13 protein-coding genes and 1 pseudogene are annotated in these 12,602 nt (G+C 66.4%); 3 read left to right on the plus strand and 11 right to left on the minus strand.

The window, feature by feature from the left end; all coding sequences use genetic code 11:
- Nucleotides 1-12: 12 nt before the first annotated feature.
- The 6 genes from N5J73_RS22535 to N5J73_RS22560 form a co-directional block, all read right to left on the minus strand.
- Nucleotides 13-465, minus strand: coding sequence for a hypothetical protein (locus N5J73_RS22535; RefSeq protein WP_049444626.1), 453 nt, complete (start codon nt 463-465; stop codon nt 13-15).
- Nucleotides 462-665: a PspC domain-containing protein gene (locus tag N5J73_RS22540; RefSeq protein WP_010484929.1), complete on the minus strand. Its 204-nt coding sequence runs from the start codon at nt 663-665 to the stop codon at nt 462-464. The genes N5J73_RS22535 and N5J73_RS22540 overlap by 4 nt, the downstream gene beginning before the upstream one ends.
- Before the next feature lie 65 nt (nt 666-730).
- On the minus strand, nt 731-1,105 hold the full coding sequence (locus tag N5J73_RS22545) for a YfeK family protein (protein WP_049444649.1): 375 nt from the start codon (nt 1,103-1,105) through the stop codon (nt 731-733).
- Between the two features lie 51 nt (nt 1,106-1,156).
- Nucleotides 1,157-2,224, minus strand: coding sequence for a class III poly(R)-hydroxyalkanoic acid synthase subunit PhaC (locus N5J73_RS22550; protein WP_049444628.1), 1,068 nt, complete (start codon nt 2,222-2,224; stop codon nt 1,157-1,159).
- The gene (phaE, locus tag N5J73_RS22555; RefSeq protein ID WP_049444630.1) at nt 2,221-3,285 is read right to left on the minus strand and encodes a class III poly(R)-hydroxyalkanoic acid synthase subunit PhaE; all 1,065 of its coding nucleotides are present in this window, start codon (nt 3,283-3,285) and stop codon (nt 2,221-2,223) included. Before phaE ends, N5J73_RS22550 begins: the two co-directional genes overlap by 4 nt.
- Nucleotides 3,286-3,307: 22 nt before the next feature.
- Nucleotides 3,308-3,922, minus strand: coding sequence for a CDP-alcohol phosphatidyltransferase family protein (locus N5J73_RS22560; RefSeq protein WP_049444631.1), 615 nt, complete (start codon nt 3,920-3,922; stop codon nt 3,308-3,310).
- 344 nt (nt 3,923-4,266) lie between these two features.
- Between N5J73_RS22560 and N5J73_RS24240 the strand changes: the two are divergent.
- Nucleotides 4,267-4,924, plus strand: a pseudogene (locus tag N5J73_RS24240) (class I SAM-dependent methyltransferase).
- A 64-nt stretch (nt 4,925-4,988) separates the two neighbouring features.
- Here the strand turns inward: N5J73_RS24240 and N5J73_RS22570 are convergent.
- The 5 genes from N5J73_RS22570 to N5J73_RS22590 form a co-directional block, all read right to left on the minus strand.
- Entirely contained in the window at nt 4,989-6,152 is a 1,164-nt protein-coding gene (locus tag N5J73_RS22570; RefSeq protein WP_049444634.1) for an MATE family efflux transporter, read from the minus strand.
- A gap of 117 nt (nt 6,153-6,269) precedes the next feature.
- A complete protein-coding gene (locus N5J73_RS22575; RefSeq protein ID WP_049444651.1) occupies nt 6,270-6,899 on the minus strand; it encodes a DUF2239 family protein in 630 nt (209 codons plus the stop codon).
- 143 nt (nt 6,900-7,042) lie between these two features.
- Nucleotides 7,043-7,531: an 8-oxo-dGTP diphosphatase gene (locus N5J73_RS22580; protein ID WP_049444636.1), complete on the minus strand. Its 489-nt coding sequence runs from the start codon at nt 7,529-7,531 to the stop codon at nt 7,043-7,045.
- Nucleotides 7,532-7,573: 42 nt separating this feature from the next.
- A complete protein-coding gene (locus N5J73_RS22585) occupies nt 7,574-8,083 on the minus strand; it encodes a DUF1249 domain-containing protein (protein ID WP_049444638.1) in 510 nt (169 codons plus the stop codon).
- 168 nt (nt 8,084-8,251) lie between these two features.
- Nucleotides 8,252-9,073 (minus strand): pyruvate, water dikinase regulatory protein, encoded by an 822-nt coding sequence (locus tag N5J73_RS22590; RefSeq protein ID WP_049444639.1) that lies wholly within the window; start codon nt 9,071-9,073, stop codon nt 8,252-8,254.
- A gap of 144 nt (nt 9,074-9,217) precedes the next feature.
- Between N5J73_RS22590 and ppsA the strand changes: the two genes are divergently transcribed.
- Together ppsA and N5J73_RS22600 are read left to right on the plus strand one after the other, a co-directional pair.
- Nucleotides 9,218-11,596: a phosphoenolpyruvate synthase gene (ppsA, locus tag N5J73_RS22595; protein ID WP_049444640.1), complete on the plus strand. Its 2,379-nt coding sequence runs from the start codon at nt 9,218-9,220 to the stop codon at nt 11,594-11,596.
- A gap of 154 nt (nt 11,597-11,750) precedes the next feature.
- Nucleotides 11,751-12,602, plus strand: an 852-nt coding sequence (locus N5J73_RS22600) for a mechanosensitive ion channel domain-containing protein (protein ID WP_279941353.1), incomplete at its 3' end; no start/stop codon positions are given.

Genomic DNA, 12,602 nt, shown 5'->3' on the forward strand with positions numbered 1-12,602 from the left:
GTCGGCTGGAAACTACGGCCACCAGCCGTGCCCGAACCGGGCGAAATGATCGGCCGCGCGCTCGAACGGGTTGCGCGCACTCACCCCGCCGCACAGCAGGTACACCGGCAGGTACAGCGGCCCCAGCACCATGTACTGGTACACGTGTGCGCGTTCGTGATCATCCAGCCGGATCAGCGGCTCCACGCCCCACCCGGCCTGGTGCGCATAGGTGCGGCAGGAGATGCCCAGGTCATGGCCGGTGTGCAGGATCACATTGCCCAGCGTGATCGCCCCACCCGGTCCCCACGGCCAGCGGTCGAACACCAGCGCACAATCACGGCCGCTCCAGCGCACTGTTGCGCCACCCAGCATGCCGGCCAGGCCGCCGATCACACCGAACAGTGAATTGGGTGACGTCCACACCGCGCCCAGCACCTGCAGCGCGCGCAGCCAGACCGGCCAGGGCTCTGGAACGGTCTTCAATCGGCCTCGTTCGGCATCAGCAGCCACAGGATCAGGTAGACCAGGATGCCGGGGAAAGCCGCCGAGCCGATCGAGACCAGCACGAACACGATCCGTACCAGCGTGGGGTTCCAGCCGAAGCGGTGGGCGATGCCGCCCATCACGCCGGCAATCATGCGGTCGTTCAATGAACGTGACAGCGTGCGCGGCGTGGTGTTCATGGCAGTCCTCCAAGGCTACGGGAAAAAGCAGTCGAGCATGGCTCGACTCTACACCGCCCCCATGTCTACGGCGTGCGGTGGCGCAGGGCCTGCAGGCGTGCGCCGAACCAGGCGGCTGCGGTCTGTTCAGGCTGCCCCGGGCACTGGATGCGATAGGGCTTGCCGCTCATGCTGCTCTGGCTGGCGGCGCGCTCGATGAACTGCTCGGCGCTGTCCACCATGTCCTTCTTCAGCAGGTAGTCGTACTTGCGCTGCAGGTGCGCGCGCGCATCGCTGCCGTCGTACCAGCTGCCATTGCGCTGGAACCGGCATTGGGAGCCGTCCAGGCTGGAGATCAGCTGGGCGATCTCCCGCCGTGCATCCGCACTGGGTGCGGCCTGCGCAACAGGGGCAGCCAGCAGCAGCGTGGCAAGCAGCAACGAAATCCTTCGCGACATCATCATTCTCCATGCAGTCGAGCATGGCTCGACGCTACAAAAACGAAGCAGGCCTTACGCGTCGCGCGCCTTCAGCCAGCCATCGATCGTGGCCGGCACTTCGCGCTGCGCGCGGCCGGACACGTAGATGCCGATATGGCCGCCACGGAAACTGGACTCGGTGTAGTCCTCGGTGCCCAGGCGTCCACGCATCGCGCGCGAGGCATCCGGCGGCACCAGATGGTCCTGCTCGGCATAGATGTTCAGCACCGGCAGGGTCACCTGCGACAGATCCACCGCTTCCTCGCCGATCCGCACCGTGCCGTTCATCAACCCGTTGCCCTGGTAGAACTGCTTGATGAAGTCGCGGAAGGCCTCGCCCGCCAGGTCCGGTGAATCGAAGATCCACTTCTCCATGCGCAGGAAATCCTCCAGCGCCGCCTTGTCATCGAGGATGTCGAGCAGGCCGACGTACTTCTGCACGTTCAGGCGGAACGGCTTGAGCATCAGGTAACTGGCATTCATCAGGTCGGCCGGGATGTTGCCCAGCGTGTCCACCAGCAGGTCCACGTCCACCTGCTGCGCCCAGTGCGAGAGCATGTTGTCGGCGGTGTGGAAATCGACCGGGGTGACCATGGTGATCAGCTTGCCCAGCTTCTGTCGGCGCAGCGCGGCGTAGCACAGCGCGAACACGCCGCCCTGGCAGATGCCGAGCAGGTCGACCGGTCCACCACTGCGCGCGCGCAGCGCATCGACCGCGCCATCGATGTAGCGCAGCAGATAGTCCTCCAGGGTCTGGAAGCGCTCCGAGCGGTCCGGATAGCCCCAGTCCAGCACGTAGACGTCCTGGCCCAGCGCCAGCAGCTTCTGCACCAGCGAACGGTCGGCCTGAAGGTCGACCATGTACGGCCGGTTGACCAGCGCGTAGACGATCAGCAGCGGCGTGCGCCGGGTCGGTGCCTGTTCGCCGACGAAGCGGTACAGCACCACCTTGCCGTCGCGCCAGACTTCCTCGCGGGCGGTTACGCCATAGTCCACGTCTTCCACCTGCGGCAGCAGCTTCAGGCCTTCCATCAGCTTGCGCTGCATGGCCAGGGTTTCCTGCATCAGGTCATCGGCGTTGAAGCCCAGCGGTCCCTTCATCGGTCACGCGTCCGAGTGGAAGTGCGAGGTGCAGCCTTCTTCGCAGGCGCCTCTTTCGCAGCCGCCTTCTTTACCGGCGCGGCCTTCTTCGCGGCCTTGCGCGCGACCGGCTTCACCTTCGCCGGCGCCGGCTGTGCCACCGGATCGACGTTGCCCGTACCGGCCATGGCCACCACCTGTGCCTGCAGGCGACGCAGGCTGCGCTCCAACTCGGCGATGCGGCGGTGCGCGGCGTCCATCTCGCTGCGGGTCGGCAGGCCGATACGTTCACTCATCTGTTCCACCTCGCGCTGCAAGCCGGCGCGCAAGCGCATCTGTGCGTTGCCCAGCGCGGCATAGACCTGCTGGAACGGCTCGGACATGGCGACCTTGGCGTAGGCCTCCTCGGCCACTTCGATCCACAGGTCGAACATCGCGCGGGCGCTGGTCAACTGGCTGCCGGGCTGCTCGTGCTCGGCGAGGCGCTGCTCGAACAGCGCGAAGGCCTCGTCCAGCGCCTGCTTGATCTGATCGACGTAGGCGCGCGAATGCTGCTGGTACTCCTCCTGCGCCCGCAGCAGCGCCTGCCAGCGCGCCTGGTGCTCGCGGCCGGGGCCGAACGCCGGGCTCTGCAGCCACGGGCCAGCCTGCAGCTGGAACTGCTGCAGCCATGCAGCGAATTCGGGCACGGCGGCGCCGGCCTGGGTGCTGCCACGAGCGCCTTGCAGCATCCACTGCAGCATGCCGTCGCCCTGCCCCTGCACCGCCTCGCGCCAGGCCTGGGCCACATCAGCGCTGCTGGCGTCGCGGCCGGCGAAGCGCGCAGCGACCTCCTGCATGGTGCCGTACCAGCTGCCCGCCTGTTCGCGGAAACGGCGCACCGCATCTTCCGGCGCGCCCTGCCCCTGTTCGGGCAGCAGTTGACCCCACCAATCGAACAGCCGCTTCCAGCTGCCGGGGTCGTCGCCAGCCGGCGCACCGGGCGTGGTCGCATGGCGCAGGGCATCGCCCCAGGCGCCGAAATACTGCCGGGCCAGCGTCTCGAAATCGCTGCTGCCGGCATCATGGGCCGAGCTGGTCATCGCAGGCCTCCGCAGGACTGGCTCATGGCTTGGGGATACGCAGGGTCTTGCTGATCATCAGCGACCCGGACAGGGCGAACAGCAGCACCATCGGATGCAGCTGCCACGGACCGATCTGCCACTGGCCGAACCAGATGTCCCGACCGATGGCGCCGGTGCCGGCAGCGATCGCCAGCACGATCACCAGCACCAGGCTGGTCGGGATCGGGGTGCCTTCGAAATACGTGACCTTGCCCTCGTCGCCGGCCAGTGCCTCGGCGGTGACGTTGTAGCGCGCCAGGCGGCTGACGCCGCAGCAGACGAAGTAGCTCAGCACCAGCCAGTCCCAGCCGCCCTGCATGCCGCAGGCATACGCCAGCGCCGCCGGGGCCACGCCGAAGGAGATCACGTCTGACAGCGAATCCAGCTCGCGGCCCAGGGTGGAACTGGACTTGCGCCAGCGCGCGATGCGCCCGTCGAGGGCGTCGAAGATGAAGGCCAGCGGGATCAGTGCCATGCCGAACAGCAGGTAGCCACGCTCGCCATCCTGCAGGAAGCGCATCGCGGCAAACACCGCACCGGTGCCGCAGAACGCATTGGCCAGGGTGAACCAGTCGGCCAGCTGGAATTCGCGCAGCATCGAGAAGTGACGTTTCATGGAGTCTCACGGGGCATCAAGGCCCACAGGTTACCGCGAGCGCCACCGCCGGCGACAGCGCCGACGGGACTGATTCTTCACCGCTCCCTCACCCACCCTCACCGGCGGTGAATTTTTCGCCACCCATCTTGACAGCCTAGGGGGGTGGCGCCTGTCGCGGCTTATCCACAAAGTTGCCCACGCGTAATCCACACCCCCTGTGGACAACCAGATCTCACCGACTGCGACGGTGGACATTTCCTCATCACCCTGGAGCGGGGTTTCCCTACTTCCCAAGCCACAAGGTCAGCGCTATGGTCACCGGCGGACCCGCCGCCGCCACGTCCGAAACTCTGAAACGGACGATGATGATGCTGGATGCTCCCACCCTGGCCGCACAGCTGCGGCAGCCCCATGGCGAGGCCGCGCTGGCGGTCGCCGACTCGATGAACCGCAGCAACGGCGCACTCAATCTGGCCTCGATCGGGCTGCTGGCCGTTGGCGCTGGCGAACGGATCCTGGAGGTCGGCCCGGGCAATGCGGCCTTCGCGCCGCTGATGCTGCAGGCCGCCGGCAGCCGGCAGCCACTATCTGGGCATCGAGCTGTCCACGGCCATGGTCGAGGCCGGCAACCAGCGGCTGGCCAGCGCCGGGTTGACCGAGCGTGCGGCGATGCGACATGGCGACGCCCATGCGCTGCCGGTCGCCGATGCCGCGATGGATGCCGCGCTGGCGATCAACACCCTGTACTTCTGGCCGAACCTGGCCCCGGTGCTGGACGAGCTGGCGCGGGTACTGCGCCGGGGTGGCCGCCTGTGCCTGGCCTTTGGTGATGCCAGCTTCATGCGCAGCCTGCCATTTGCCGCCGACTTCCAGCTGCATGAGCTGGACGCGGTGGAGCTTGCCCTGCGTGTGTCCGGCTTCCGCGTGTCGGCCTGGCGGAGCCACCGGGAATCCACGGCCGGCAATGACGGCCAGACCCGCGAAAAGCACTTCCACCTGCTGCTGGCACATCGGCGCTGAAGTGGTAGAGCCGGCCGCTGGCCGGCTGCCCCGGCCATTCCGGATTGCCGGCCAGCGGCTGGCACTACCCAGCCTGCACCCGCCGCCAGCGAGCAAAACAGAGCACCTGGATCACCAGCATGGCCACCAGTCCCAACGGCCACGCCCACCACAGCCCCGGCAGACCCTGCCGCGCCTGCAGCCACATCGCCAGCGCCATCACCAGCAGCACCACGACTGTCAGCATCGCCAGACCCAGCATCACCCCGGTGCGGGCGATGGCGGGCAACCGCTCCGTACGCCCGGCACCCATCGCATGCGCCGCGAGGATGGTGGCGGTAATACCCAGCGACATCGCCGGCAGCTGCACCCAGCTCATCAACTGGTTGACCGCACCGTAGGCGGCCGTGGCGGTATATCCGTGGCGATTGATCCAGCCCAGCAACACGATTTCGGCAATGGCCAGGCTGAGCATCTGCAGCGAAGACGGTACGCCGATGCGCAGCATCGAACGGATGAGCGCTCCATCGAAGCGGATGGCTTGCAGCAACTCATGCCCCGGTGCCAGCGGGTGCCCCATCCGCTGCCACCGCCACATCAGCCAGGCCAGGGCCAGCAGCGAGGCGAGCGCCGCCGAGACTGCCGCACTGGCCGAGCCCAGCCGTGGCAGGCCGGCCCAGCCCAGGATCAGCAGCGGCGTGCACAGCAGGCCAACCACCGTGGCCAGCAGCAGCGCATGCAGCGGTGTCTTCGGGTCGCCCACCGCACGGCTCACCGCAGTGGCCAGCCACAGCAGGAAAAACGCCGGTGCCGCCAGCAGCAGAACACGGGCATAGACGATGGATTCGTCGAGGATCTGCGCTGGCGTGCCCAGTGCCGCCAGCAGCTGTGGCGCGAAACCGCCGCCCACCGCCATCACCAGCACTGACAACAGCAGAATCAGTGCCACCGCACTGCCGGCCACCGCGCGAGCCTGTTGCGGCCGGCCCGCGCCCCAGGCCTGGCCGATCAGCACCATCGCGCCGGTCGCCAAGCCCATTACCAGGGCCAGCAGCAGGAAGAAGACAGGGAAGAACGCCGCGGCGGCGGCCACCGCCTGCGTACCCAGCAGATGGCCGAGGTAGATATTGTCCAGCGTGCCTGCGGCCAGCTGCAATGCGTTGGTCAGCAGCATCGGCAGCAGCAGGGTCAGATAGGTGCGCCAGAGGGGCGGCGCGACCGGGGGGATGGGATGTGCGGGGGTGTCCATGGGGTTCTCTGGGCAAGGCGCCGCCCTGCCCGGCGTTTCCGCCAGCAAAGCAAGCACAGGGGAGCGGGTGGTAGCCCGCGATCAGGTGGCGCCGCCGCTCAACGACGGCTCGATGGCTCAGCTGTCGGCGTGGTCCGAAGAATCATCGAAAGCCAGGCGCAGGGCGTGATCGCGCACATCCTCGGGCCAGCTGCGCAGCGCCATTTCCAGGCCCGCCCGGTCGTGCGCGAACAGGACACGGATCGCTTCCTCGAAACCCGGAAGGTCACCGGCGATGGTCTGCAGGAAGTGATAGGCACGCTCGCTGTGACGGCGCTGCCGGTCCTTGTCCGCACCGGCCCGGCTGGCCGCCTCCACCAGCCTGCGCAGAACCACGGAGGCTCCACCCGGCTGTTCTGCCAGCCATGCCCAGTGGCGCGGCAGCAACGTCACTTCGCGGGCGACCACGCCCAGCTTGGGGCGGCCGCGGCCGCGCGGGGCAACAGGTGCGTCTTCGAGAGCGATTCCGGCGTCCGCTTCCACGGCCGATGGAAACGCCTCCGCCACCCGCGCCAGCAGTTCTGCGTCGCAACCGCGCGTATCGAAATCACGGGTGCGGCCGGTAGCGTTGTCGAACACGAGCAGCGGACCGGCAGCGTTGTCGGCGCGCAGCTGCTTCAACGCCAGCGCAGCCACTTCCCGGGTACCGGAAGCGACCAGGCGGTGGCCGTCGAAGCAGCTGAAGGGAGGGAGTCGGGACGCAGGCATGGCACTGACATCAGAGGCGATGCGCAAATATTATCCGGGTAATTTTATCCCGTCAATATTGCCCGGGTATTAATCGATCAGAAGGGCGTGCCAACCAAGGTTGGCACCCACCCGAATGGTAGGCACCCACCAGATCCCCGGAGTCACAGCCGGCTGTAGGACCAGCTCACCATGCGGCCATCCTTGTACGGCATCACGCCGTGGAACGGGCGCGGATCGGCGTCGAACACCAGCGGCAGGAAGTTGCGGTCGCCCTCCCACATCGGCAGCGTGTCCAGCTTGTCCAGGTCCACCCACTCCAGCGTGCCTTCGTGGTTGCCACCATGTGGAGTGCCCTCGAATCCATCGATGACGAACACGAAGCCCAGCCAGTCTTCGCCGTGCTTGCCGAAACCCGGCCAGCTGATGGTGCCGCGCAGGCGCATGCCGGTGCAGTCGATGCCGGCTTCCTCGGCGATTTCGCGGCGCATGCCTGCCGCGACGTCTTCGGTCGGTTCGATCTTGCCGCCCAGCCCGTTGTACTTGCCCAGGTGGTGGTCACCCGGCCGGGTGTTGCGGTGGATCATCAGCACCTGGCGACGATCGGGCGACAGCACGTAGCCCAGGGTGGCGACGATCGGGGTATACGGCATGGGGCAGCATCCAGCGGCAGGTCAGCCGTGGATTATGGCCGATCAGCGCACCAGCGACAGGCGGCGCTCGGCAGCCGCACCGGCGCCATCGGGATCGCGGCGCAGGGTGGCCACACCGTGGCCGCGCTCGGCCAGATATTCCAGCCACTTGCCGAGGAAGGTATTCATCCGCATGCGGTGGCTGATCAGCTCCGCCGGCGGCGGGTACAGGCCCATGGTGTCCTGCCAGCGACGGCCCACGTAGCAGTGGGTGGTCTCGGCCTGGCGCGCGTCACGGTACAGGCGCACATAGGCTGACGGATCCGGCTCGCCGGTGACCGGGTCGGCCAGGTCGTAGGTCAGGCGCAGTTCCACCGTGTAGCGATGGCACTCGATCACGTCCAGGCGAACATCCAGGCCGTCGCCGATCGAGGAGATGTAGCTGCCCGCCACCAGTCCGGCCGGTTCGAACAGGCGCACCAGGTGGCGGTAGTTTTCCGCGTACAGGCCCATGAGCCAGCTCAACCGGCTCAGGCGGGGAATGCGTTCGGTGCGGGGCAAGGCTCGGGCCATGGGTCGATCCTACACGTTGGTGCTTCAACGTGGGGGCGGGATCACCCCGACCAAAGGGGCTCGGTATCGACCAACGGTCGATACCCACCGTGCAGGAGGGTCGATGCCCCCGCGCAGGAGGGTCATCGCCCCGGAGGTAGGCCACGACCGTTGGTCGTGGCGCACGGATCAATACAGCTCGCGCTGCAGCCCCAACGTGGCCAGCACCTTGCTGGAAATCTCCTCGATCGAGGTGTGGGTGGTGCTCAGGGTCGGAATCCGCTCCATCTGGAACATCACCTCGGCCGCGGCCACCTCCCGCTTGCAGGTGTCCAGGTTGGCGTAGCGCGAGTTCGGGCGGCGCTCCTGGCGGATCTGCTGCAGGCGGTCCGGGTCGATGGTCAGGCCGAACAGCTTGCGCCGGTAGGCACGCAGGCGCGGCGGCAGGCGGTCGCTTTCCAGATCCTCATCGGTCAGCGGGTAATTGGCCGCGCGCACCCCGTAATGCAGGGCCAGGTAGATGCAGGTGGGCGTTTTGCCGGCGCGCGAAACCGCTACCAGGATCACGTCGGCATCGTCGTAATTCACCGCGATGCCGTCGTCATGGGTCAGGGCGAAGTTCATCGCATTGATGCGGCGGTGGTAGGTGTCGAAGTCCACCATGCCGTGGGCCTGGCCAACCCGGGCAAGGCGCGGGCTGGCCAGTTCACGCTCCAGCGGCTCGATGAAAGGTGCGAACACGTCCAGCATCAGCGCCCCGCTGTCGGCCAGGATCAGGCTCAGGCTCTGGTCCACGCAGGAGTTCACCACGATCGGCCGGACCTGGTACCGCTCCCCCGCCGCCTGGATCCGGGCGCAGGCTTCACGCGCTTTTTCGGGGTCGTCGACAAACGACATGCGGTCGGTAATGAAGCTGAATCCGGAGAACTGGGTCAGCAGGCTATGCCCAATGGTTTCAGCGGTGATACCGGTTCCATCGGAAACGTAGAACACCGGACGGATGGTCGACATGCGCGCTTTTACCCCCTACGAAGCTTAAAAAGGCCGTCAGCACAAGCTTGTGCCGACGGTGCTCTGCCCGGCATCATATCGGCTTCTTCCTACGGACGCGGCCACTCAGCCCGCCTCGGGCGATGGCCAAACGGAGCATCGCGCTTGAACGAGAACATCCTGTGGTTGCACGAACTGCGTCTGGCCGATCTGGCCCGCGTAGGCGGCAAGAATTCGTCCCTGGGCGAGATGATCGGCAACTTGGCCGGTCTGGGCGTTTCGGTGCCGGGCGGTTATGCCACCACCGCTGAAGCCTTCAAGGACTTCATCGCGCACAACGATCTGTCCAAGCGCATCTTCGACAAGCTGGCCACGCTGGACGTCGAAGACGTCAACGCGCTGACCGCAGCGGGCAAGGAAATCCGCGGCTGGGTCATCGATGCTCCGCTGCAGCCGCAGTTGGACCAGGACATCCGCACTGCCTACGCAAAGCTGAGCGCCGAAAACGGTGGCGGCGACGTGGCCGTGGCCGTGCGTTCGTCGGCCACCGCCGAGGATCTGCCCGATGCCTCCTTCGCCGGCCAGCAGGAAACCTTCCTCAACGTCACCGGTGCCGACGATGTCGTGCACAAGGTCAAGGAAGTGTTCGCCTCGCTGTACAACGACCGCGCCATCGCCTACCGCGTGCACCACGGCTTCAAGCATGAGGACGTGTTCCTGTCCGCCGGCGTGCAGCTGATGGTGCGTTCGGGCGTCGGTTCCTCCGGCGTGCTGTTCACCCTGGACACCGAGTCCGGCTTCCGTGACGTGGTGTTCGTCACCTCGTCCTTCGGCCTGGGCGAAATGGTCGTGCAGGGCGCGGTCAACCCCGACGAGTACTACGTCTACAAGCCCACCCTGCAGGCCGGCAAGCCGGCGATCCTGCGCCGCTCGCTCGGCAGCAAGGCGATCCGCATGGTGTACTCGGATGTCCCGGGTGAGCGCGTCAGGATCGAAGATACCCCGGCCGAACTGCGCAACACCTTCTCGATCAGCGACGAGGACGTGCAGGAGCTGTCCAAGCAGGCGCTGGTCATCGAGAAGCACTACGGCCGCCCGATGGACATCGAGTGGGCCAAGGACGGTGTCAGCGGCAAGCTGTTCATCGTGCAGGCGCGCCCGGAAACAGTGAAGTCGCGCAGCCACGCCACCCAGATCGAGCGCTTCGCGCTGACCGAAAAGGGCGGCAACGTGCTGGCCGAAGGCCGTGCCGTTGGTGCCAAGATCGGTTCGGGCGTGGCCCGCGTGGTGAAGACGCTGGACGACATGAACCGCGTGCAGCCGGGCGACGTGCTGATCGCCGACATGACCGATCCCGATTGGGAGCCGGTGATGAAGCGCGCCTCGGCCATCGTCACCAACCGTGGCGGCCGTACCTGCCACGCCGCGATCATCGCGCGCGAGCTGGGCGTGCCGGCCGTGGTCGGTTCGGGCAACGCCACCAAGGTCATCGAAGATGGCCAGCTGGTCACCGTCAGCTGCGCTGAAGGCGATACCGGCTTCATCTACGAAGGCAAGCTCGGCTTCGAGCGCACCACCACTGATCTGGGCAACATGCCGCCGGCGCCGCTGAAGATCATGATGAACGTGGCCAACCCGGAACGTGCCTTCGACTTCGGCCAGCTGCCGAACGCCGGCATCGGCCTGGCCCGCCTGGAAATGATCATCGCCAGCCACATCGGCATCCACCCGAACGCGCTGCTGGAATACGACCGCCAGGACGCGGCGACTAGGAAGAAGATCGATGAGAAGATCGCCGGCTACGGTGATCCGGTCAGCTTCTACGTCGACCGACTGGCCGAAGGCATCGCCACCCTCACTGCTTCGGTCGCGCCGAATCCGGTGATCGTGCGCCTGTCGGATTTCAAGTCCAACGAGTACGCCAACCTGATCGGCGGCAGCAACTACGAGCCGCACGAAGAGAACCCGATGATCGGCTTCCGCGGCGCCAGCCGTTACGTCGACCCGAGCTTCTCGGCCGCCTTCGCGCTGGAGTGCAAGGCCGTGCTGCGCGTGCGCAACGAAATGGGCCTGGACAACCTGTGGGTCATGATTCCGTTCGTGCGCACCCTGGAAGAAGGCCGCAAGGTCGTCGAGGTGCTGGAACAGAATGGCCTGAAGCAGGGCGAGAACGGCCTGAAGATCATCATGATGTGCGAAGTGCCCTCCAACGCACTGCTCGCCGATGAGTTCCTGGAGATCTTCGACGGCTTCTCGATCGGCTCCAACGACCTGACCCAGCTGAGCCTGGGCCTGGACCGCGACTCGTCGATCGTCGCGCACCTGTTCGACGAGCGTAACCCGGCGGTGAAGAAGCTGCTGTCGATGGCGATCAAGGCAGCACGTGCCAAGGGCAAGTACGTTGGCATCTGCGGCCAGGGCCCGTCCGATCATCCGGATCTGGCCGAATGGCTGATGCAGGAAGGCATCGAGTCGGTGTCGCTGAACCCGGACACCGTGGTCGATACCTGGCTGCGCCTGGCCAAGCTGAAGGCCAACGGCTGATGCCATGATGGCCGCAGGCTGACGTCATGTTCATCGACGTCAGCTGATACTGCTGCTGCACGCAAGCCCCGCCTCTGCGGGGCTTGCTGTTTCTGGCGTCCGCACACGCCACGCGCACCTCGCGCCCGTCCCGCAGCAGCAAAGGAACTCCCGCATGATCGCCGCCGCAACGCCCGCCCCCGCCGCAACCCCTTGGCTCCATTCACTCGACTGGGAACGCCTGCTGGAAACCTATGGCGTACCGTTGCTGGCCGCGATCGTGGTGCTGCTTGTGGGCCTGTGGGTGGCACGACGCCTGTCCAACGCGATGCCGCGCGCTACGGCGCGCATGGGTGTGGACCCGATGCTCGGCAGCTTCCTGCGCAACGTGGTCTATGCCGCATCGCTGGTGATCGTGGTGGTACTGGCCATTGGGACGCTGGGCGTGCAGATCACCCCGCTGCTGGCCGTGCTCGGCACCGCTGGCCTCGCTGTTGGCCTGGCATTGAAGGATTCGCTGTCCAACATCGCCTCGGGCGTGATGCTGGTGACGCTGCGACCGTTCCGCGTGGGCGATGTGGTCACCGTGGCCGGGCAGACCGGCACCGTGCGCGAAGTGCGCATCTTCCAGACCGTTCTGACCGGTGCCGACAACCAGCACACCACCATTCCGAACACGCTGATCACCGCCGCGCCGATCATCAACCTGACCGCCGAGCCGACGCGCCGCGTCGAACTGGTGATTGGCATCGGCTACGAGGACAACATCCAGCTGGCACGCGATACCGCGCTCGCACTGATGAAGGCCGACCCACGCGTGCTGCAGACGCCAGCACCGGACGTGGTGGTGTACGAGCTGGGTGCGCATGCAATCAACCTGGGCATCCGCTGCTACGTGAAGTCGGCCGACTGGTTCGGCACCAAGGTGACGTTGCTGGAACAGCTGAAGCTGGGCTATGACAAGGCCGGTATCAACATTCCGTATCCGCAGCAGGACATGCACCTGTACCTGCATGGCAAGGATGGC

Source organism: Stenotrophomonas sp. GD03654 (assembly GCF_029845105.1).
In the GTDB taxonomy this organism is placed as follows: domain Bacteria; phylum Pseudomonadota; class Gammaproteobacteria; order Xanthomonadales; family Xanthomonadaceae; genus Stenotrophomonas; species Stenotrophomonas africana.

Coding starts and splice junctions, on each gene's coding strand:
- N5J73_RS22540 (WP_010484929.1), bottom strand. CDS start 665: ATGAACACCACGCCGCGCACGCTGTCACGTTCATTGAACGACCGCATG.
- N5J73_RS22545 (WP_049444649.1), bottom strand. CDS start 1,105: ATGATGTCGCGAAGGATTTCGTTGCTGCTTGCCACGCTGCTGCTGGCT.
- N5J73_RS22550 (WP_049444628.1), bottom strand. CDS start 2,224: ATGAAGGGACCGCTGGGCTTCAACGCCGATGACCTGATGCAGGAAACC.
- phaE (WP_049444630.1), bottom strand. CDS start 3,285: ATGACCAGCTCGGCCCATGATGCCGGCAGCAGCGATTTCGAGACGCTG.
- N5J73_RS22560 (WP_049444631.1), bottom strand. CDS start 3,922: ATGAAACGTCACTTCTCGATGCTGCGCGAATTCCAGCTGGCCGACTGG.
- N5J73_RS22570 (WP_049444634.1), bottom strand. CDS start 6,152: ATGGACACCCCCGCACATCCCATCCCCCCGGTCGCGCCGCCCCTCTGG.
- N5J73_RS22575 (WP_049444651.1), bottom strand. CDS start 6,899: ATGCCTGCGTCCCGACTCCCTCCCTTCAGCTGCTTCGACGGCCACCGC.
- N5J73_RS22580 (WP_049444636.1), bottom strand. CDS start 7,531: ATGCCGTATACCCCGATCGTCGCCACCCTGGGCTACGTGCTGTCGCCC.
- N5J73_RS22585 (WP_049444638.1), bottom strand. CDS start 8,083: ATGGCCCGAGCCTTGCCCCGCACCGAACGCATTCCCCGCCTGAGCCGG.
- N5J73_RS22590 (WP_049444639.1), bottom strand. CDS start 9,073: ATGTCGACCATCCGTCCGGTGTTCTACGTTTCCGATGGAACCGGTATC.